At 44.3% G+C, this 20,887-nt stretch carries 24 protein-coding genes and 1 riboswitch; of the genes, 10 read left to right on the top strand and 14 right to left on the bottom strand.

Translation table 11 applies throughout. The features are described from left to right. Positions 1-55 precede the first annotated feature (55 nt). Both UJ203_RS00330 and UJ203_RS00325 read left to right on the top strand, forming a co-directional pair. On the top strand, positions 56-1,024 hold the full coding sequence (locus tag UJ203_RS00330) for a TIGR01212 family radical SAM protein (RefSeq protein ID WP_322008358.1): 969 nt from the start codon (positions 56-58) through the stop codon (positions 1,022-1,024). Continuing rightward, the gene (locus UJ203_RS00325) at positions 1,021-1,605 is read left to right on the top strand and encodes a class I SAM-dependent methyltransferase (protein ID WP_322008357.1); all 585 of its coding nucleotides are present in this window, start codon (positions 1,021-1,023) and stop codon (positions 1,603-1,605) included. Before UJ203_RS00330 ends, UJ203_RS00325 begins: the two co-directional genes overlap by 4 nt. On the opposite strand, the gene tbcS is transcribed toward UJ203_RS00325, so the two are convergent. Continuing rightward, positions 1,595-2,698, bottom strand: a complete 1,104-nt coding sequence (gene tbcS / locus UJ203_RS00320) for a tetraprenyl-beta-curcumene synthase (RefSeq protein ID WP_322009428.1) — start codon at positions 2,696-2,698, stop codon at positions 1,595-1,597. The two genes, UJ203_RS00325 and tbcS, sit on opposite strands and share 11 nt — an antisense overlap. A gap of 18 nt (positions 2,699-2,716) precedes the next feature. Next, positions 2,717-3,496, bottom strand: coding sequence for an alpha/beta hydrolase (locus tag UJ203_RS00315; protein ID WP_322008356.1), 780 nt, complete (start codon positions 3,494-3,496; stop codon positions 2,717-2,719). Between the two features lie 50 nt (positions 3,497-3,546). Between UJ203_RS00315 and UJ203_RS00310 the strand changes: the two genes are divergently transcribed. Continuing rightward, entirely contained in the window at positions 3,547-4,062 is a 516-nt protein-coding gene (locus UJ203_RS00310) for a gamma carbonic anhydrase family protein (RefSeq protein ID WP_322008355.1), read from the top strand. Positions 4,063-4,317: 255 nt separating this feature from the next. Here the strand turns inward: UJ203_RS00310 and alaP are convergent, their stop codons facing one another. The 3 genes from alaP to metK form a co-directional block, all read right to left on the bottom strand. Beyond that, entirely contained in the window at positions 4,318-5,709 is a 1,392-nt protein-coding gene (gene alaP / locus UJ203_RS00305; RefSeq protein WP_024122582.1) for an alanine permease AlaP, read from the bottom strand. A gap of 136 nt (positions 5,710-5,845) precedes the next feature. Continuing rightward, positions 5,846-7,744, bottom strand: a complete 1,899-nt coding sequence (asnB, locus tag UJ203_RS00300; protein WP_322008354.1) for an asparagine synthase (glutamine-hydrolyzing) — start codon at positions 7,742-7,744, stop codon at positions 5,846-5,848. Positions 7,745-7,893: 149 nt separating this feature from the next. After that, positions 7,894-9,096 (bottom strand): methionine adenosyltransferase, encoded by a 1,203-nt coding sequence (metK, locus tag UJ203_RS00295; RefSeq protein WP_010331578.1) that lies wholly within the window; start codon positions 9,094-9,096, stop codon positions 7,894-7,896. Positions 9,097-9,264: 168 nt separating this feature from the next. Further along, positions 9,265-9,404: riboswitch (SAM riboswitch) on the bottom strand. A 199-nt stretch (positions 9,405-9,603) separates the two neighbouring features. Here metK and pckA point away from each other — a divergent pair. Further along, a complete protein-coding gene (gene pckA / locus UJ203_RS00290) occupies positions 9,604-11,187 on the top strand; it encodes a phosphoenolpyruvate carboxykinase (ATP) (RefSeq protein WP_322008353.1) in 1,584 nt (527 codons plus the stop codon). A gap of 39 nt (positions 11,188-11,226) precedes the next feature. Here the strand turns inward: pckA and UJ203_RS00285 are convergent, their stop codons facing one another. Both UJ203_RS00285 and UJ203_RS00280 read right to left on the bottom strand, forming a co-directional pair. After that, a complete protein-coding gene (locus UJ203_RS00285) occupies positions 11,227-11,469 on the bottom strand; it encodes a DUF2584 domain-containing protein (protein ID WP_024122585.1) in 243 nt (80 codons plus the stop codon). A 51-nt stretch (positions 11,470-11,520) separates the two neighbouring features. Further along, the gene (locus UJ203_RS00280; RefSeq protein ID WP_322008352.1) at positions 11,521-12,294 is read right to left on the bottom strand and encodes an alpha/beta hydrolase family protein; all 774 of its coding nucleotides are present in this window, start codon (positions 12,292-12,294) and stop codon (positions 11,521-11,523) included. A gap of 149 nt (positions 12,295-12,443) precedes the next feature. On the opposite strand from UJ203_RS00280, the gene UJ203_RS00275 reads away from it, so the two are divergent. Genes UJ203_RS00275 through UJ203_RS00265 form a run of 3 tightly spaced genes read left to right on the top strand, consistent with a single transcriptional unit; the run spans position 12,444 to position 15,030 of the window. Next, positions 12,444-13,448 (top strand): ABC transporter substrate-binding protein, encoded by a 1,005-nt coding sequence (locus tag UJ203_RS00275; protein ID WP_105990163.1) that lies wholly within the window; start codon positions 12,444-12,446, stop codon positions 13,446-13,448. A 12-nt stretch (positions 13,449-13,460) separates the two neighbouring features. Next, positions 13,461-14,243, top strand: coding sequence for an ABC transporter ATP-binding protein (locus tag UJ203_RS00270; protein ID WP_024122588.1), 783 nt, complete (start codon positions 13,461-13,463; stop codon positions 14,241-14,243). Continuing rightward, on the top strand, positions 14,218-15,030 hold the full coding sequence (locus UJ203_RS00265; RefSeq protein ID WP_198097398.1) for an ABC transporter permease: 813 nt from the start codon (positions 14,218-14,220) through the stop codon (positions 15,028-15,030). Before UJ203_RS00270 ends, UJ203_RS00265 begins: the two co-directional genes overlap by 26 nt. A 23-nt stretch (positions 15,031-15,053) precedes the next feature. Here UJ203_RS00265 and ytkD read toward each other — a convergent pair whose 3' ends face one another. The 3 genes from ytkD to UJ203_RS00250 all read right to left on the bottom strand — a co-directional run bounded on the left by ytkD (position 15,054) and on the right by UJ203_RS00250 (position 16,743). Continuing rightward, the gene (gene ytkD, locus UJ203_RS00260) at positions 15,054-15,530 is read right to left on the bottom strand and encodes an RNA deprotection pyrophosphohydrolase (RefSeq protein WP_105990161.1); all 477 of its coding nucleotides are present in this window, start codon (positions 15,528-15,530) and stop codon (positions 15,054-15,056) included. Between the two features lie 212 nt (positions 15,531-15,742). Then, positions 15,743-16,147, bottom strand: a complete 405-nt coding sequence (locus UJ203_RS00255) for a holin family protein (RefSeq protein ID WP_024122591.1) — start codon at positions 16,145-16,147, stop codon at positions 15,743-15,745. Positions 16,148-16,305: 158 nt separating this feature from the next. Then, positions 16,306-16,743 carry a Dps family protein gene (locus UJ203_RS00250; RefSeq protein ID WP_010331587.1) on the bottom strand — a complete coding sequence of 146 codons (438 nt, stop codon included), beginning with the start codon at positions 16,741-16,743 and terminating at the stop codon, positions 16,306-16,308. Between the two features lie 123 nt (positions 16,744-16,866). Here UJ203_RS00250 and ytzI point away from each other — a divergent pair, with 123 nt between their 5' ends. Then, the gene (gene ytzI, locus UJ203_RS00245; protein WP_044153683.1) at positions 16,867-17,016 is read left to right on the top strand and encodes a YtzI protein; all 150 of its coding nucleotides are present in this window, start codon (positions 16,867-16,869) and stop codon (positions 17,014-17,016) included. Here ytzI and UJ203_RS00240 read toward each other — a convergent pair. Next, the gene (locus tag UJ203_RS00240; RefSeq protein WP_105953334.1) at positions 17,010-17,453 is read right to left on the bottom strand and encodes a FixH family protein; all 444 of its coding nucleotides are present in this window, start codon (positions 17,451-17,453) and stop codon (positions 17,010-17,012) included. The genes ytzI and UJ203_RS00240 overlap by 7 nt on opposite strands. A 121-nt stretch (positions 17,454-17,574) precedes the next feature. Further along, positions 17,575-18,048, bottom strand: coding sequence for an S-ribosylhomocysteine lyase (locus UJ203_RS00235; protein WP_322008351.1), 474 nt, complete (start codon positions 18,046-18,048; stop codon positions 17,575-17,577). Positions 18,049-18,175: 127 nt separating this feature from the next. On the opposite strand from UJ203_RS00235, the gene yidD reads away from it, so the two are divergent. Next, positions 18,176-18,403 (top strand): membrane protein insertion efficiency factor YidD, encoded by a 228-nt coding sequence (gene yidD, locus UJ203_RS00230; protein ID WP_010331591.1) that lies wholly within the window; start codon positions 18,176-18,178, stop codon positions 18,401-18,403. On the opposite strand, the gene UJ203_RS00225 is transcribed toward yidD, so the two are convergent. Both UJ203_RS00225 and UJ203_RS00220 read right to left on the bottom strand, forming a co-directional pair. Then, positions 18,400-18,963: a beta-class carbonic anhydrase gene (locus UJ203_RS00225; protein ID WP_024122594.1), complete on the bottom strand. Its 564-nt coding sequence runs from the start codon at positions 18,961-18,963 to the stop codon at positions 18,400-18,402. The two genes, yidD and UJ203_RS00225, sit on opposite strands and share 4 nt — an antisense overlap. Before the next feature lie 110 nt (positions 18,964-19,073). Next, positions 19,074-19,322, bottom strand: coding sequence for a type B 50S ribosomal protein L31 (locus tag UJ203_RS00220; RefSeq protein ID WP_010331593.1), 249 nt, complete (start codon positions 19,320-19,322; stop codon positions 19,074-19,076). Between the two features lie 201 nt (positions 19,323-19,523). On the opposite strand from UJ203_RS00220, the gene UJ203_RS00215 reads away from it, so the two are divergent. Continuing rightward, complete coding sequence (locus tag UJ203_RS00215; RefSeq protein WP_044153676.1) at positions 19,524-20,855, top strand: cytochrome ubiquinol oxidase subunit I; 1,332 nt, start codon at positions 19,524-19,526, stop codon at positions 20,853-20,855. The last annotated feature ends 32 nt before the right edge of the window (positions 20,856-20,887 follow it).

The following is a 20,887-nucleotide window of genomic DNA, read 5'->3' as shown; positions in this document are numbered from 1 at the left end:
TGAAATGCGTGCTACAATTTTAGGATGCAATTGTACGCAAGGAGGCACATTAATCGTGATTCAGAATAATCCTTTTCCTTATTCAAATACGGAAAAACGCTATCATACATTAAATTATCATCTCAGAGATCATTTCGGGCATAAGGTATTTAAAGTAGCGCTTGACGGCGGCTTCGACTGCCCGAACCGGGACGGCACTGTCGCACACGGCGGCTGTACCTTTTGCAGCGCTGCGGGCTCCGGTGACTTTGCAGGAAACCGGGCCGATGATTTAATGACACAATTCCACGACATTAAAAACCGCATGCACGAAAAATGGAAGGACGGGAAATATATCGCTTATTTCCAAGCGTTCACCAATACGCATGCTCCGGTTGACGTGCTGCGAGAGAAATTCGAGTCTGTTCTCGCGCTCGACGATGTGGTCGGTCTTTCAATCGCCACACGTCCGGACTGCCTGCCGGATGAAGTTGTTGAGTATTTGGCAGAACTGAATGAACGCACGTATCTTTGGGTGGAGCTTGGGCTTCAGACAGTTCACGAACGCACAGCTCTTCTGATCAACCGGGCACATGACTTTGACTGCTACGTTGAAGGTGTGAATAAGCTAAGAAAACACGGCATACGCGTCTGCTCGCATATAATCAACGGACTTCCTCTGGAAGACCGCGATATGATGATGGAAACGGCAAAAGCAGTGGCAGATTTGGACGTCCAGGGTATTAAAATCCATTTGCTTCACCTGCTAAAGGGCACGCCGATGGTGAAACAATACGAAAAAGGAAAGCTAGAATTTCTCTCTCAAGACGATTATGTGCAGCTCGTCTGTGACCAGCTTGAAATCATCCCGCCAGAAATGATCGTACACCGTATCACAGGTGACGGGCCGATTGAATTGATGATTGGGCCGATGTGGAGTGTGAACAAATGGGAAGTGCTTGGCGCTATCAATAAAGAACTTGAAAACCGCGGCAGCTACCAAGGTAAGTTCTTTCAGCGTCTTCAGGAGGAATCGGCCTTATGATTCTGAAAAAAATTCTTCCCTACAGTAAAGAGCTGCTGAAAATGGCCGCAGGGGATGGAGACATCGTTGTTGACGCCACAATGGGGAACGGGCACGACACCCTGTTTTTAGCTGAGCTTGTCGGTGAAAACGGCCATGTATACGCATTTGATATACAAGAATCAGCAGTGGCCAATACGAAGGAGCGGCTCGGTGACACCTATCAAAACCGGACAACTTTATTTCATAAAAGCCATGGCAAAATTGCTGAATCACTTCCGCAGGAAACACACGGCAAAGTGGCGGCCGCTGTGTTTAACCTCGGCTATCTGCCAGGCGGGGACAAATCGATTACGACAAACGGCAATTCAACGATCCAAGCAATTGAACAGCTTCTCAGCATCATGAAAGATGAAGGCCTGATTGTTTTGGTCGTCTATCACGGCCACCCGGAAGGCAAAGCTGAAAAAAACGACGTGGTCGACTTTTGCCGGGACTTGGATCAGCAAACAGCCCGTGTCTTAACATACGGATTTATCAATCAGCAAAATGACCCGCCGTTTATTATTGCTATCGAAAAAAAAGCTCAAATCAGCAAATGATTTGAGCTTTTTTCTTTGAGTTTTTCATCCAGGCCATTTTTTGAAACTTTCTGTAGGCTCTGCCGTTGATATAAAAGAAAAAGGAGGTTTTTCCGCTTGCTTTGATCAGCTTTTTCGCGAGCCGGCCCATTTCCTTTTGGCCCGCCACTTTGTCATCAGACAAATAGACACCCAGCAAGCCGCGGTTGATTAAGCGGTGGAAGTTTTCGTGCGGAATGCCGTGCAGATGTTCATCGGCTTTCTGAATAAAGTGCTGCAGCCGATTCATCATTTCTTCATGCGACTGATAATACGAGCAGAAATTCAAGTCCCCTTCAAGCAAGTCCTCCTCCTGGTCAATCAAATAATCAAGCAGAATATGAAGACCTTGTATGTAAGGAAAATAACTGTTGCGGATTTTTTTTGCGGTGCTTTCAGTAAAATCGGGCTGAAACGAATATGCGACAAGACAGAAAATGCCTAGCGTGGAGCCTGCACAAGCTGAGAATTCATACCATTCCATCTCGGGAAGCTCTGATTCATATTGGGTAAACCACTTTTCAAGGCGCGGGACACGCTCATGCTCAACAACGTGCTTATGCACCTGCAAATCGCAATAATAGCCGCACAACTCAAGCAGATAAGGTTTAATCATTTCGTAGTGTTCAATAGATCCGAGGACACGCTGGCACGTTTTCACCAATTCCTGCAAATATCCGCTGTCATCCTGCTCGTCCCTGAATTGATAATAATGTTGCGGATCAGCTCCCACTGTCAATGCGTCCTGCATAGAGGTGTGAAGCATTCGAAAATCTTCCGGGTCAAGTGATGTGCTGCGGTCACACAAATTGTCCAGGTAATCGCTGATCGTTTGGTATGCGATGATGAACTCAACACATTTCTGCTTATGATTTCCTGACAATAAGGCCAATATGCCGCCGCCTTCGCAATGAAACGTTTTATCTCGAATACTTGCGGTTGCCTGTGCTTTTAATTCACTGTTTTTAATTGCTTCTGATTTTTGCTTCCATATGTTCAGCTCTTGATGAACGAGCGGAAAAATATCACGATATACTTTTGCCATCAGTCCAAAAGGATGTTCCGGTACTGTCAACACATGCACCCCCCTAGTTCAAATATATTGATCAGTAAATGCTCTTGCGGCTTTAAAAACGTCTTCTCTTTCCGGTTCATTAAATATTTCATGATAAAGCCCTTCCCATTCCCTATATGACTTATTGTGGGAAGCAACCCCTGAAAACCACTTGATGACCTTCGTTTTATCGACCAGCTTGTCATCTCCGGCCTGCATGACCAAAAGCGGCACCCTCAGAAAAGCCTCTGTCGGCACCATGGCAGACTCGAGAGTTTTTAACAGCTCTCTGTACCATCTGACAGAAACCTTCTTCACAAAGAGGGGATCGTTCTGGCCTGCTTCGATGACATCTTTATTGCGTGTCGCCATATCAATCGATAATCCCGAATCAACTTTAAGCGACGGAGCAATGACATTCAGCCCCTTTGATGCAAGATCAAGCACTTTATTGACTTTAATTTGCAGCCCGAGACACGGTGATGATAAAATAATTCCCGTAATGCGGGGGTTTCTCTGCTGTTTAAACCATTCAATCGCAATCAGGCCGCCCATACTGTGGCCGAGAAGAAAAACAGGCAGCTCAAAGGTTCGCGCTTTATCTATCCAAGTATCTACTTCATCAATGTATTCTTGAAATGAGCGAATATGACCTCTGGCCCGGGTGGTTGTCCCTTGTCCCGGCAGATCACCCATTACAACGTGATAACCCGAAGATCTCCACATTTCACTCAGCCATTTATATCGTCCATGATGTTCACTTGCCCCGTGGATCATAACAATCACTGCCACAGGTCTGTCTGCTTTCCAGGTCCACATGCGGTTCACCTCATACAAAAATTAAATAGAGAAAGAAGGATGAAAGATATATGATTTACCCTTATAAAGAATACACGCCAGAAATCCACCCAACTGCTTTTGTAGCCGATAATGCAACAATTACCGGTGATGTGGTCATCGGGGAACAATCCAGCATTTGGTTCTCAGTTGTCATAAGAGGAGATGTAGCCCCGACCAGAATTGGTAACAGAGTCAATATCCAGGATTTAAGCTGCCTCCATCAAAGCCCGAACCGGACGCTTCTCATTGAAGATGACGCCACGATAGGCCACCAGGTTACACTCCATAGCGCCGTGATCCGCAAGAACGCCTTAATCGGCATGGGTTCAATCATTTTAGACGGAGCCGAAATCGGAGAAGGCGCATTTATCGGTGCCGGCAGCCTTGTTCCGCCGGGGAAAATCATTCCGCCAGGCCATCTAGCCTTCGGCCGCCCGGCAAAAGTCATCCGTCCTTTGACGGATGAAGACCGAAAAGACATGCAGAGAATACAGTCTGAATATGTAGCAAAGGGTCAATATTATAAATCACTTCAGCAAATGTAAGACCAGCTTCGTTTTACTTTACCATTTTTCAAAATATTATTTAAGCGATAACCATCGCTGACCCGAACCAAATGCAGTTCGGGTTTTTAATTTTCCATAAAACGTTCACATGTAAAAATAAACATGTGACTTTTATCTTATCATAAAAAACAAGACGCCACTGTAAGCAGTCTCTGCAAAAAACATATTCCTATTCTCTGCTCTCTATGAGCAGCTTTACTTAAACAAAAAAGAGCCCTCCGGGAGCTCTTTTTGTCAGCTGATCTGTTGCTCAGTTGACACAGCTGCGTTTTTCTTATGAAAGCCTTTGCCATAATAAACGGCTATCAAAATCAGAAACCAAATCGGACCGACAATTACGGCGACTCTTGTTTCAGGGCTATATGCCATCAGGATAATGACAAATGCTAAAAAGGCCAAAGATAAATATGACGTGAACGGGTAAAAAGGCATTTTGTATTTTAATTGCTTTTGATCCTTTGGCTGCATGCCTTTACGATATTTGATCTGAGAAAGCAAGATGATCGCCCACGTCCAAATCGCTCCGAACGTCGCAATGCTTGTGACCCAAGTAAATACCTTCGCAGGCACAACATAGTTTAACAGCACGCCGACTAATAACGCACCCGCAGAAGCCAGTACGGCTTTCCCCGGAATGCCGCCTTTGGTCAGCTTACCGTATGCTTTTGGCGCCTCGCTCTGCTCCGCTAAGTTAAAGAGCATACGTCCAGTGCTGAATATGCCGCTGTTGCAAGAAGACAGCGCTGCCGTCAGAACGACAAAGTTAATGATGCCTGCCGCATATGGAATCCCCACTTTTTCAAACGTGAGTACAAAAGGGCTTCCTTGCGATCCGATTTCCTGCCACGGATAAATGGACATGATAACAAATAAAGCACCGACGTAAAAAATCAGGATACGCCAAAATACCGTATCAATCGCTTTCGCTAATGATTTTTGCGGATTTTTGACTTCGCCGGCCGTCACCCCTATCATCTCAATGCCTAAATACGCGAACATCACCATTTGAAGTGACAATAAAACCCCTTTTATTCCATGAGGAAAAAATCCGCCGTTGCTCCACAAGTTGCTGATGCCAGTTGCAATGCCTCCATTGCCGACTCCTGCAATGATCATTAATAAACCGACAGCAATCATAGAAAGGATCGCGACAATTTTAATCAATGCGAACCAAAACTCCAGCTCTCCATACGCCTTTACGGCCAGGAAATTGACACCAGTCATAATCACCAGCGCCGACAATGCCCAAATCCAATTGGGCACATCCGGAAACCAGTATCCCATATAAATTCCGACAGCGGTGATTTCCGCCATACAGGTTACAACCCATAAGAACCAGTAATTCCACCCGGTTAAGTAGCCTGCGAGCGGACCTAAGTAGTCACGCGCATACCTGCTGAAGGAGCCCGCGACCGGCTTTTGAATCGCCATTTCCCCAAGCGCCCTCATAATAAAAAACATAACCAGACCGCTGCAGGCATATGCCACCAAAATACCCGGTCCTGCTAATTGAATAGCTGATGCAGAGCCAAGGAAAAGTCCCACTCCTATGGCAGCCCCTAAAGACATCAAAGAAATATGCCTTTCTTCCAGACCGCGATGCAATTCTTGTTTTTGTTTTTGCATGTTCCCTTCTCCCCTAGAAAAAAATATCATTACATCATTTTTCTGAATATTTCACACGAATGTGCAGGGTAATCAATGATGATGGAGAAATACTGGTATAATAACAAGGCTTTCGACGAATCGAAAGCCTTATCTGTTAGACAAAGATGACTTCTTTAGGCTGATGGCTCAGCTCTTCAGGCATATACCGTTTTTCAATATTGATGCTGTGCCAGATCATAAAGATGAGCACTGTCCAAATTTTACGGCTATTATCAGCCTTATCGGCACAATGGTCTTCAAGAAGCTGAAGAACGTAATCCTTATGGATATAAGCGTCCGTTTGGCTTTCCTGAATAATGCTGCGCACCCATTCGTTCATTTCGTTTTTCAGCCAATGACGGATCGGTACAGGGAAACCGAGCTTTTTGCGGTTCAATACATGATCCGGCACAATGCCTTCAGCAGCTTTGCGAAGGAGATACTTTGTCGTACCGTTCTTTGTTTTCAATTCATCAGGAATTTTACAAGCAACGTCAAATACGACTTTATCAAGGAACGGCACACGCAATTCCAAAGAATTCGCCATCGTCATTTTATCCGCTTTTAGCAAAATGTCGCCTCGCATCCAAGTGTGGATATCGACATACTGCATTTTGTTAATATCGCTGTATGAGCTGCTTTCTGTAAAGTAAGGCTTCGTCACATCGCGATACGAAAGGCTCGGATCATAGTGCTTCAGCAGCTGTTTCTTCACGGATTCTTCAAAGATCTTCGCGTTGCCGATATAACGCTCCGGAAGCGGAGTGCAGCCGCGCTCAAGCAGGCTCTTTCCTCTCATTCCCTCAGGCATAACGGCCGCTACGTGCAGAAGCATCTTTTTCAAGCCGGACGGAATGCGTTCAAACGGTTTAAGAGAAAGCGGTTCACGGTAGATGTTGTATCCGCCGAACAGCTCGTCCGCACCTTCGCCAGATAACGCAACCGTTACGTGTTTTTTCGCTTCTTTCGCCACGAAATACAATGGAATCGCAGCCGGGTCTGCAAGCGGATCATCAAAGTGCCATACGATTTTAGGAAGCTCGTTCATGTATTCTTCAGGTGAAATGACTTTGCTGATATTTTCAATGCCCAGTGCAGCGGCAGTTTCTTTCGCTACATCAACTTCACTGAAGCCCTGCTGTTCAAATCCGACAGAAAATGTTTTCAGGTTTGGATGAAATTCTTTCGCAACGGATACAATAAACGAAGAATCGATTCCGCCTGATAGGAATGAACCGACAGGCACATCACTTCTCATATGAACGTTTACAGAGTCATAGATAGCGTCTCTGACTTCTTTGACAAGTTTATCTTCTTCCGTCTGAACAGGCTGGAAGCGCGCCTTGAAATACGTTTTGAATGTGATATCACCGTCAGGGCGGATTGTAAACTGAGAACCCGGCTCTACTTTTTTCACATCAATATCAAGCGTACTTGGCTCAGGAACGAATTGGAAAGACATATACTGCTGTAATGCTTCTTTATCTATTTCAATATCATTTTGGGCTGCCATTAAACTTTTTCTCTCTGAGGCAAAATAAACCTGATCATTGATCGTTGTGTAATACAACGGCTTAATGCCGAATGGATCTCTTGCTCCATAAAGAACATGATCGTTTTTATTCCAAATCAGAAAGGCAAACATGCCGCGCAGCTTGGAAGCCGCTTCTTCTTTATAGTGACGGTAAGTCGCAAGAAGAACCTCTGTGTCAGAATCTGTGTTGAAAGTATATCCCTTTGCTTCAAGCTCTTCTCTCAGTTCGATATAGTTATAGATTTCCCCGTTAAAAATAATCCAATATTTTTCATCTTCATATGATAAAGGCTGTCCGCCATTCTCCACATCAATAATGCTGAGCCGTCTGAATCCGAATCCAACGTGCTCATCATGGTAATATCCATCACTGTCAGGACCGCGGTGAACGATCATTTGGTTCATTTGTTTGATTAGTTCTTCTTGATCAGCGGTTTGAGTTAACGGATGCTTGTTAAAAACCCCGACAAATCCACACATAGTATTGCCTCCATATTTAAAATTGTCATCATTGAACCCCTATTTATAGACGCTGTGAACAGTGTTTGGTTTCACAGTTATGTAAAAAAATAAACATGGATACATCGATAAAAAAGGGAAAGCCGCTTAACCAGTAAGCGGCTATAAAATTATTCTCCTAACGCTTCTTTACGCAGCTGTTCCGCTTTGTCTGTACGCTCCCACGGAAGGTCAACATCGTGGCGTCCAAAGTGGCCGTACGCGGCAGTCTGTTTGTAGATCGGACGGCGTAAATCAAGCATTTTGATAATTCCGGCAGGTCGTAAATCAAAGTTATTGCGCACAACTTCAATCAGTTTTTCCTCCGAAGCTTTTCCGGAACCGAATGTGTTGATTGAGATAGACACAGGCTGTGCAACACCGATCGCGTAAGCAAGCTGCACTTCGCAAGAATCTGCAAGCTCAGCCGCAACGATGTTTTTCGCAACGTATCTTGCAGCATAAGCAGCTGAACGGTCTACTTTCGTCGCATCTTTACCAGAGAACGCTCCGCCGCCGTGACGTGCGTAGCCGCCGTACGTATCAACGATGATTTTACGTCCTGTGAGCCCCGCATCCCCTTGAGGTCCTCCGATGACGAAACGGCCTGTAGGGTTAATGAAGTATTTTGTTTCTTCATCAATTAATTCTTCAGGAACAACCGGATTGATGACATGTTCTTTAATGTTGCGCTGAATTTGCTCAAGCGTAATTTCAGGGTGGTGCTGAGTTGAAATAACAATCGCGTCAATGCGGACAGGTTTGTTATTTTCATCATACTCAACCGTTACCTGTGTTTTGCCGTCAGGGCGAAGGTAAGGAAGAACATCTTCTTTACGCACTTCACTCAAGCGGCGGGCTAATTTATGAGCAAGTGAAATCGGAAGAGGCATGAGCTCTTTCGTTTCGTTGCACGCATAACCGAACATTAAACCTTGGTCACCCGCTCCGATTGCTTCAATTTCTTCGTCGCTCATTGTGCCTTCACGGGCTTCAAGCGCTTGGTCTACACCCATCGCAATATCAGCAGACTGCTCGTCAATTGATGTTAAAACTGCACAAGTTTCCGCATCAAATCCGTATTTTGCACGTGTGTATCCGATTTCTTTAATCGTTTCACGAACCGTTTTTGGAATGTCAACATACGTAGAAGTTGTGATTTCTCCGCTGACAAGAACCAAACCAGTTGTCACAGACGTTTCACAAGCAACACGCGCGTTAGGGTCTTTCTTTAAAATTTCATCTAAAATGCTGTCAGAAATCTGGTCACAGATTTTATCCGGATGCCCCTCCGTAACAGATTCTGATGTAAATAAACGACGATTTTTACTCATGATTTGCTTCCTCCTGCACAAGGCCTCCCGAAAGACCTTATATATATGATACGGAACTCGCTCCCTCTTATACAATGTTACGTTTATATTAGAGATGTTAATTGGCATATTTATGAAATAAAAAAACCTTTTCCGTTCGAGGAAAGGGTTTGGTCTTTGTGCCTTTCACTCTTATCGCTCAAGGAATCATTCAACCTTGCATCAGGTTAGCACCTTGGTTGTCTCACACAATTTGAACATAATGAATAATAGAGAAACCGGTTGCTGGGCTTCATAGGGCCTGTCCCTCCGCCAGCTCGGGATAAGAGTATCCGCTCAATGAAATATCTTATCGTAAAAGGGTTTGCAATGTCAATATGAATCAGGAGAAATAGACGCCTTTATTGCGGAAAACAATGGAAGTGCACACACAAAAAACGATAAATAGTATAGACTATTTGAAAATATATGTTATACTAATTCACACAATTAGCAAAACACAAATAAAATGATAAAGGAAGGTTTCTTATGAACTCAGTTGATTTAACCGCTGATTTGCAAGCCTTATTAACAAGTCCTAATGTGCAGCATAATTTATCTGCAGCTCAGCTTACAGAAAAAGTACTTTCCCGCAGCGAAGGCATTTTGACATCCACGGGTGCCGTCCGGGCGACCACAGGCGCTTACACGGGACGTTCGCCGAAGGATAAATTCATTGTAGAAGAAGCAAGCACAAAGAGTAAGATTGATTGGGGTCCGGTGAATCAGCCTATTTCCGAGGAAGCGTTTGACCGGCTGTACACGAAGGTTGTCAGCTATATGAAACAACGAGATGAGCTGTTTGTTTTCGAAGGATTTGCCGGTGCCGATGAAAAATACAGACTTCCGATCACCGTCGTTAATGAATTTGCATGGCACAATTTATTTGCCAGACAGCTGTTTATCCGTCCTGAAGACAATGATAAAAAAACAGTCGAACAGCCGTTTACCATTCTTTCCGCTCCGCATTTCAAAGCGGACCCAAAAACAGACGGCACACATTCAGAAACCTTTATTATTGTTTCTTTCGAAAAGCGCACGATTTTAATCGGCGGAACGGAGTATGCCGGAGAAATGAAAAAATCGATTTTCTCCATCATGAATTTCCTGCTGCCTGAGCGAGATATTTTATCCATGCATTGCTCCGCTAATGTCGGTGAAAAAGGCGATGTCGCGCTTTTCTTCGGCCTGTCGGGAACAGGAAAGACCACCCTTTCGGCGGATGCTGACCGGAAACTGATCGGTGATGATGAACACGGCTGGTCGGATACCGGTGTCTTCAATATCGAAGGCGGGTGCTATGCCAAGTGCATTCATTTAAGCGAAGAAAAGGAACCGCAGATTTTTAAAGCGATTCGGTTTGGATCCGTTCTCGAAAATGTTGTTGTAGATGAAGATACGCGTGAAGCCAATTACGATGATTCCTTCTATACAGAAAACACACGTGCCGCTTACCCGATTCATATGATCGACAACATTGTCTCTCCGAGCATTGCGGGCCACCCGTCAGCGATTGTATTTTTGACGGCTGATGCATTCGGCGTTCTGCCGCCAATCAGCAAGCTGACGAAGGAGCAGGCTATGTACCACTTCTTAAGCGGTTATACGAGTAAACTAGCCGGAACCGAACGCGGCGTCACGTCTCCTGAGACGACATTCTCCACATGCTTCGGTTCACCGTTCCTTCCGCTCCCGGCCCATGTATATGCGGAAATGCTCGGCAAGAAAATCGACGAACACGGTGCAGACGTTTACTTGGTCAATACCGGCTGGACCGGCGGCGGCTACGGCACAGGCGAACGCATGAAGCTTTCATACACACGGGCGATGGTAAAAGCAGCGATTGAAGGCAAATTAGAAAATGTGCAAATGACCACTGACGATATTTTCGGCCTGCACATCCCGGTTCATGTTCCGGGTGTTCCCGATCATATCCTACAGCCGGAAAACACGTGGAATAACAAAGAGGAATACAGAGAAAAGGCTGTGTATCTGGCAAACGAGTTCAAAGAAAACTTCAAAAAGTTCACAAATACAGATGCCATCGCGCAAGCGGGCGGGCCTCTCGTATAAAAAAGCAAAAGCCAAGAGCAATTAAGCTCTTGGCTTGTTTTAATTGACTGTATGCAAGGAAGTCAGCTTGTACGTAATGATTGTCCGCCCGTCTGTCCATTCAAGCTTCTGCACTTCGGCTGTGCCTGACTTTTCACCAAACTTTGTTTTGCTGACATCCATCGGAATCTCCATTGGATAAATGCGATACCCGTCTTTCTCTAATCTGAATATATTTTCATCTATGCGAACTTCTTTTCCTTTTGTCACAATCAATGTATTAAATTCAACAGGCATTCCCAAATTGAAATCCCCTTTCGTTCTCTTTTTTCTATATCATAACATATTTCACCGTCAGCGGTTTTTCATCCACTGCGTGAGCTGCCGCACAATACGCCGGTTTTCCTTCGGCGGAAAATAATGGGTGAATGTACTGTAATACCACGTCTCTACAGGCTTGTGCAGCTGTTTTAATTTCTCCTCAAATAAATACGAATGCTGAATGGAAACGTTTTGGTCTTTTTCTCCGTGAATTAATAAAACGGGTGCCTCAATTTTGTTCACTTGGTCAAAAGGCGTTCGCCATTTGTATTCGTCAGGCACCTTTTTCGGCGTTCCCCCAATCACTCTTTTCATCATTCTTCGTAAATCCTGCCGCTCTTCATATGTAAGAATCATATCACTGACGCCTCCCCACGAAACGAATGAAGCCGCATGCCGGCCCATTTCAATCGCAGTAAGCATTCCCATTATGCCGCCTCTGGAGAAACCGAAAATATGAATTCTGTTCTTTTTCACTTGCGGATGCTGCTGAAGCAGGCGAAAAGCGGAAAAAGCATCCTCTCTGTCTTCTCCTGCAAAATCCTCGTTGCCCTCCCCTCCCTGGTTCCCTCTGTAAAAGGGGGCAAATACAACAAATCCTTGGGACGCAAACTGGATAATTCGGCCCGGTCTGACCATTCCAACACTTTTAATACCGCCGCGCAAATATAAAAATCCGTCATATTGCCCAGGTGCCGCCGGCTCCGCCAGCAGCCCTTTCACTTTTAAGCCATTTGAAAGGTAGCAGATGGTAAACAAGCGCACATACCGGCTCGGCGACGGAAATCTTCTTTTCTCAACAATCAATGCTCCCGCCTCCTTTTTTCTTTATTCTTTCCTGCCTTTAAAAATAAATCCTGTAACCCGGATTAGGCATTCACACATTTTTATACCCATCATACGATATGTAAAGCAAAAAAGGATATTAACTTGATGCTAAATAAGGAGGTTGTCATGTGAACAAATGGTTAAGGCTGGGCTGTTTCTGCGTTTGCAGTGTGTTTCTCATCATTGCCCTGAGCGCTTGCAAGCAGGAAGAAACACTCACGAAAGTAAAAGTAGCCGAAGTGACCCATTCCATTTTTTATGCACCTTTATATGTTGCAGAATCTAAAGGCTTTTTCAAGGATGAAGGCCTTGATGTCGACGTCAATACGACCTGGGGCGGCGATAAAACGATGACTTCGCTTCTTTCAAACGGCTCGGACATTGCTCTTGTCGGTTCAGAAACATCCATTTATGTCGAATCGCAAGGGGCTAAAGACCCTGTCATTAACTTCGCACAGCTGACTCAGACAGACGGAACGTTCCTTGTCGCAAGAGAAGATGCCGAAAATTTCAGCTGGGATCAGCTGAAAGGAAAGACTTTTCTCGGCCAGAGAAAAGGCGGTATGCCGCAAATGGTCGGAGAGTATGTGCTGAACCAACATCACATTGATCCGCATAAGGATATTGAACTCATCCAAAACATAGACTTCGCCAATATATCCAATGCCTTTGCTTCTGGAACCGGTGAGTATGTCCAGCTTTTTGAACCGACTGCTTCACTCTTTGAGAAAGAAGGCATCGGCCACATCGTTGCTTCGTTCGGAGAAGAATCAGGCCAGGTTCCTTATACAACTTTTATGGCAAAACAAAGCTATTTAAAGAAAAACGAAGATACAGCCGTCAAATTCACGAGAGCTATTTATAAAGCGCAGCAGTGGGTGGTAAACCACTCAGCGAAGGACATCACAGAAGCGATAAAAAATGAATTTGACGATACAGATCCAGATGTCATCGAAACGTCCATTGAACGCTACAAAAAACAAAATTCGTATTCTCCAGACCCGCTCCTCAACGAAAAAGAATGGGAACTGCTCCAAACGATTATGGATCAGTCAGGTGAACTGCCAAAGCATATACCATACAGTCAGCTTGTGAACAAACACATCGCCGAAAAAGTCACCTCGGAAAAATAGGAGGCGCCATCTATGTCTTTTTTACATGTCGACCATGTAACTCATACTTATTTTTCTATTAAAGAAAAAACAACCGCCGTACAGGACATTCATTTCGATGCCGAAAAAGGCGATTTCATCTCATTTCTCGGTCCGAGCGGCTGCGGAAAAACAACACTGCTTTCCATAATTGCAGGCTTAATTGAACCTTCGGAAGGCAGAGTTCTGATTGAAGGCCGCGAGCCGAATCAAAAAGAACATAACATTGGCTACATGCTTCAGCAGGATTACTTATTTCCCTGGAAATCCATTGAGGAAAATGTGCTCCTCGGTTTAAAAATTGCTGATACGCTTACTGAAGAAAACAAAGCCGCAGCACTTGGTCTTTTGCCGGATCTGGGTCTCGTTGATGTTGAAAAGAAATATCCTAAGGAGCTGTCAGGCGGGATGAGGCAGCGGGCCGCGCTTGCAAGAACTCTTGCCCCAAATCCAAGTCTGCTTTTGCTGGATGAGCCATTTTCCGCGCTTGATTTTCAAACGAAGCTGTCCTTGGAAAACCTCGTTTTCCGCACATTAAAGGAGTATCAAAAAACAGCGGTGCTTGTCACTCATGATATAGGGGAAGCGATTGCGATGAGTGATACCATCTTTTTATTTTCTAATCAGCCGGGCACCATTCATCAAATTTTCACAATCCCTAGAGAATTGGCTGCGATGATGCCTTTTGACGCCCGTCAGGAGCCATCCTTCCAGACGCTGTTTCAAACGATATGGAAGGAGCTGAATTCTCTTGAGAAACAGCAAAGAAACAATTGATCTGCTTCATGAGCAATATCAATTTAAACAGAAAAAAGAGAAATGGAATGTGCATTCTTTTCAGCTTGCGATATTTATCCTCTTTTTCTCCGGATGGGAAATCGCAAGCAGACAGGGCTGGATTGATCCTCTCATCTTCAGCTCGCCATCAGCCGTATGGCGTTTACTGATTGAAAAGGTTGCTGACGGCTCATTGCTGTCGCACATCGGCGTTACTTTATTTGAGACCGTGCTTGGCTTTTTGCTGGGGACTTTCCTGGGCACGTGTCTTGCCGCGTTGTTATGGTGGTCCAATCGGCTTGCCAGGATATTAGATCCATATCTGGTCATTTTAAATGCAATGCCGAAAGTGGCGCTCGGACCTATTCTGATTGTTGCGCTCGGTCCCGGCTTTGTCAGCATCATCGCGATGGGAGCGGTCATCAGTGTCATCATCACAACCATCGTCGTTTATACTGCCTTTCAAGAGGTGGATGAAAACTATATTAAAGTAATGAAAACATTCGGCGCAAACAAGTGGGTTATTTTTAAAGAAGCGATTCTTCCCGCATCTTCGCCCGCTATTATTTCAACACTGAAGGTAAACGTCGGTTTATCGTGGGTCGGTGTTATCGTAGGCGAATTTCTTGTTTCAAAGGTCGGATTAGGATACATGATTATTTACGGATTCCAAGTCTTCAATTTTACACTCGTCTTCTTAAGCCTGTTGATCATTGCTGTATTTGCCACCCTGATGTATCAGGGCGTAGAACTGTTAGAAAAGAAATGGACGAAGGGCAGAACATAAAAACCCGGCTATCCGCCGGGTTTTTACTTGATCCATCCCGCTTCTTTCAGTTTTTTCAAACTGATGGGAAGCACAGAATCCTTCATAATAAAACTGAATTTTTTATTGCGGGGCAGGTTTTCCGGAAGTTCATGAAACAGAACCGGCCCTTTCGTTTCAAAGTAATCGCTTTGCTTTTCAAGTCTCTCTATATCTGCAAAATATATATTTTTCACAATAACCTTTTCTTTTCCGAGAACTTTATACTGTCCGAGATACTTGAGGCTTTTCACTCTCGCCCCTGTTTCTTCCTTTACTTCTCGAAGCGCCGCCTCTTCCGCGCACTCCATCGGTTCCACTTTCCCGCCCGGAAACTCAAAGCCTCTGTCCTCATGTTCTGTCAAAAGCCATTTGTCACCAAAACGGCAGATGACCCAGACATGCTTCGGGCTGTCCGAAAAGGGCTGATTGTCAAAGGAGAGCTGAACAGTATTCTGATAATAATCTTTAAACTCGTACATGTTTATCCCTCAAATCCGTTCCTAGCTATCTTCCATACATCATACCACAGTTACGTTTCTTCGGAAGCTTTTTATCAAAAAATAAGGGAAACCCAGCACGCCATCCGGATCTGAAACGATAGACCAGCTCGTACAGCTTTTGGCCGCAGCTCTTGTCAAAATGTAAATGACTGACGCTCTGGGCTTTATTATGACCCGCGAACAGATAAAAGTTACGGTTTGCGCCTGAATTTATTTTTTAACGTTTCTAATAGATCCACAAGCATTTCCGGAACAGGTATACCGAGAGAGCTGGCTGTCACGACAATTTGCACAGATTCATAAAGAATATAAAACATAATGGCCAAGTCACGTATCGATCCCTGTGTATTCAGCAGCTGGTCAAAAAAGTGGCAGACAGAGATCAGAGCCAACGTAACTAATTTTTTGACGAAACGGGCAAAAACCTTCTTGAACGCCAGTTTGTGAATAATCGTTTCCTTCAAGGTCGTACTGATAAATTCAATTGCCATAAGAGACAGCAGAATGAGGAGTGAGTACTGAAAACCTCCGAAGAAAAACCCCGCTGCTGAAACGCTGACTGCAAAAAACGAAAAGATGCCAAAGTCTCTATCCATTTATCCCAACATCCTTTCACAGAAACGGCCTTACCATATTCTATGGAAAGCATGCCGAACGGATTGGATTTTTCAGAAAAATGGACTAGTTGTCGCCTATTTTTGCGAGGCAAAACAAAAACCGGACACCTTCAAAGATATCCGGCCTTTCGTTTCTATTATCCAAGGTAAGCTTTCAGCATCCAGTTATGTTTTTCAATATTTTGGTGAATGGCAAGAAGCATGTCCCCTGTTGTTTCGTCTCCGACCTCATCGGCTAAGTCCATGCCGCTTTTCAGTTCTTCCGCGATGACTGTAAAATCATCATACACACTCTGAACCATTTGTTCTGCTGTCTCGTTTCCGTTCGCTTCTTTTACAGAAGCTGTTTCCAAAGATTCTTTCATTGTCGCGATCGGTTTTCCGTTCAAAGCTAAAAGACGCTCTGCCAAATCATCAATATAAGTTGCTGTCTCGTTATAAAGCTCTTCAAATTTTTCATGCAGTGTAAAGAAATCTTTCCCTTTTACATACCAGTGATAATTATGTAGTTTCACATACATGACTGTCCAGTTGGCTACTTGTTTGTTCACGGCTTGAATCAATTGTTCTGACATATTATCTTCCTCCTTGTTTATATTAGGTGTATACCCTTAATATCGTACGCTAAAACCTTTATTTTACCCGTCTGTCACAATGTCTTCCACTATGTTACAATTATTGAAAACGGAGGTGGAATCATGACGCTTCTCATCACGATAAGTATTTTGATTGTGCTGGCTGTTTTGCTCGTAAGTGTTTGGACGACTGTAAAAGCCTATAATGTAAAACACACGATTGACCCTCCTCAAGAAGGAAATGCTCCCGGTTCAGACCCAAAAGGTCAATGATGGTGTGATTGATCTTCTTCAGGTTGCTTGGTGGCAGCATCGGCGTCTCCGACTTGGACTTTTAAGGTCGGCATGCTGTGCTGTTTTTTTGCAGTGACATGAGATTGCACAGTGTATACGCCATCTTCCTTAAACTCTGTCTCAAATCGATATACGCCATCTTCCTGTTTGGCTTTAAACATCTTGCTGTCGTTTTTTTCCCCGTCTTTCCATACCTCAAACTCCACTTCATCAGCATCTGTCACCGCTTCATCTCCGTAAGAAACCGCCGCTTCATAAGCAGCATTCTCTCCCGGCTTCACTTTTTCCGGTCCGGTGAGTTTTACATCTAATACCTCAGGCGTCTCAGCTGCTGTATGTGCTTTATTCTCCTCAGATCCGCACCCGTTCAGTAAAAAAACAGCAGAAAAAAGTACTGCAGCGACCATCTTTTTCATTCCATCACCCTTTTCGTCGTTTACCTCAATAGTAGCAAACGCTTACAGCAAATGGTATACAAAATCTGTAACGTCACAAAAAAGACCTTTTTGCTTTCGGGCAAAAAGGTCTTTTTTCTATTTAGCCAAATACTTTTAGCAATTCTTCTTTATCCTGTGACAGCCAGAAACGCATCAAACGTTTTGCGCCTTCCAGGTCATGAAGCTTCGCCTGGCCGCACTGCTTTTCATTGGCAGCCGGAATTTCGGTAATTTCTACAGCTTCCTTCATTGTGTCTTCAAGCAAGTCAACGATTTCCGCAGGAGTGGGCTCTCCGCTGACAACAAGATAGTAGCCGGTTTGGCAGCCCATTGGCGAAATATCAATAATATCAAAATGAACATATTTCTCAGCATGAGTGCGAATCGTAAATGCGAGCAAATGCTCAAGTGTATGGATCGTATCAGGCTTCATCGCCTGTTTATTCGGCTGGCAAAAACGAATATCAAATTTATTTACAACACCGTCTGTTCCTACTTTATGCACACCGCAATGTCTTACGTATGGGGCAACAACCGCATTATGGTCAAGTTCAAAACTTTCTACTGAAGGCATAATGGCACTCTCCCTTTTTTAAAAATGTATTTTTATTATAACATACCTTTCCGATAAGAATTATCGAATAACTTTTCAAACCGCGTTATTTTTTTTATACTTGCATCAGAAAGGTTGCTGAAGACACATGAAAACCATATTTATTGCTCTGATCAGAGGGTACCAAAAATTCATCTCGCCGCTGACGCCGCCAACATGCCGCTTTTATCCGACTTGTTCACAATATGGAATCGAAGCCATTAAAACGCACGGCGCCCTTAAAGGCGGATGGCTGACTCTCATACGGATTTTGAAATGCCATCCATTTCATCCTGGCGGTGTCGACCCCGTCCCTGAAAAAAAGCGCAAAGATTAAGCGTTATAGCCGTTTACGACAACATCCAGTTTCCCTGTCTCAGGATCAATGACTAAACCGTGGACAGGCACAGTTTCCGGGAACAGCGGATGATGTTTAATGACGTCCACGCTGTCTTTTACGCTCGCTTCCACTGAATCGAAGCTTTTAAACCATTGGTCAAAGTCAACTCCGGAGTACTTCAATGTTTCGATGCGTTCTTCCGGAATTCCTCTTTCCTTTATTCTATTAAGCATGCTTTCGCTGCTGATTTTGCTCATACCGCAATCGTGGTGTCCGATTACACAGACTTCATCTGCGTTCAGCTCGTACACTGCAACCAGTAAACTTCTCATAATGCTTCCGAACGGGTGTGTAACAAGCGCACCGGCACTCTTTATAATTTTGATGTCACCGTTTCGCATATTCATCGCATGCGGCAGCAATTCAACCAAACGAGTGTCCATGCAAGAAAGAATCGCCATTTTTTTATCCGGGAATTTTGATGTCTGATACTTTTCATAATCTTTTTGTTCAATAAAAGTTTTATTAAAGTCAAGAATATCATTTAGAAGACTCATAGCGGTATTCCTTTCCGGTCTTTTTTCTTCAATATATCACAGCCTCTGCCTTTCGTCATCCTATCGGCAAGATGTTGAGGCCAGAAAAAAAGGCAAGCCCTGCGGCTGCCTCATTTTCCCATGTTATATCTTTTGTTGAACTGCTCGACTCTTCCGCCTTTTTCATTGAATTTCTGGCGGCCTGTATAAAACGGATGAGTATCTGAGCTTACCTCTACTTTAATAACCGGATATGTGTTTCCATCTTCCCACTCCGCTGTTTCTTCCGATGTTTTGGTAGACCTGCTCAAAAAGCGGTATCCGCTGTTTACATCCTGAAATATTACTTTGTGATTCTTCGGATGAATTCCTTCCTTCATGTCTATCTCTCCTTATTAAATCGTAATAATTACGTTTTATTTTATATCCTAACAAACATTTTGTCAATCTCCTTACAGGTTTCCCGATCTTTCGCTTCATAAACCTCATGCTTTTAAGAACAGGAAGAATAATCTAACCGAGGAAGCAAATAATAAACCCATATTACATACAGATCGTTTTGAGAAAGGTGGTTTATGATTGTGGATGATTTAGTTTTGGCTAGGAGTCTTTTTGGTACGACAATGGGCTTTCATATCATTTTCGCAACCTTGGGAGTCGGTCTGCCGCTCATGATTTTAATAGCTGAATTGATCTATCAAAAAACGAAGGATGACCATTATGCCATCATGGCGAAGAGATGGACAAAAGCACAGGCTGTTTTGCTGGGGGTCGCCATTCCGACCGGAACCATTGCCGGTACTCAGCTCGCGCTTTTATGGCCGGGTTTTATGGAAGTCATCGGCCGGGTCATGTCCCTGCCATTCCAAATTGAAATCTACGCTTTTTTTATCGAAGCCCTGTTTATGTCGATTTATGTATATGCCGCAGACCGCTTATCGCCGGTCATGAGGATTATCGCTGTTGTCTTTGTGCTGATCGGGGCCGCGGCGTCTGCCATTCTGATCACGAATGTCCATGCCTTTGAAGGAACCCCGGCCGGATTTAAAATTATAAACGGAAAGATAACTGATGTTGATCCGTGGGCTGCGTTTTTTAACCCAAGCTTTTTTGTAACCGCCGGCCATGTCGTTCTGTCTGCGTTCATGACCGGAGCCTTTATCGTTGCTTCTGTTGCCGCATACAAAATGATCCGGTCGAGAAAAAAAGAAAACGTCTATCGCTTTCACCGGAAAGCCCTGCTGCTCGCGCTGACGATCGGCGGTATCTTTTCATTGATAACAGCCTTAAACGGCCACGAATCAGCACAGATGCTGCATGAATATCAGCCGGAAAAACTCGCCGGAGCAGAGGGCCTGTTTGAAACAAGATCCCATGCCCCGCTTGCAATCGGCGGATTTACCGATCCGGAAGAGGAAAAAGTGAAATGGGCAATCGAGATTCCGTGGGCATTAAGCTTTTTGGCAGCCAACAGTTTTGACACTGTTGTAAAAGGATTAAATGCGTTTCCGAGAGACGAATGGCCGCCACTTTTTATCCACACGTTATTTAATGCGATGGTCGGTGTCGGAATGCTGCTTATTCTTTATTCCATTATCGGTGTCGTCTGGAGAAAAGTATTAAAGAAAGATCGTTTTCCAACCTGGCTGCTGTTGATTTTCATGACGGCCGGTCCTCTCAGCATTATCGGAATTGAATTCGGATGGATTTTCGCTTGTACGGGGAGACAGCCGTGGGTCATCTATCATCTGCTGAAAACATCAGATGTCGTCACGACGACAGGCTCGATCGGTGTGCTCTTTCTGTTTTTCACATTTGTTTACGCCGTGTTGGGCGCAGCTGTCGTTTATGTGCTGCTTTACTATTTCAAAAAGCACCCTGTGGATGAGGATTTAAATACGGCGGAGTCTTAATAGCTTCGCAAGCAGGAAACTAAATGGAAGGA

It is taken from the genome of Bacillus sp. V26 (assembly GCF_034296245.1).
Lineage (GTDB): Bacteria > Bacillota > Bacilli > Bacillales > Bacillaceae > Bacillus > Bacillus halotolerans.
This window is presented reverse-complemented; position numbering and strand designations above follow the sequence as displayed.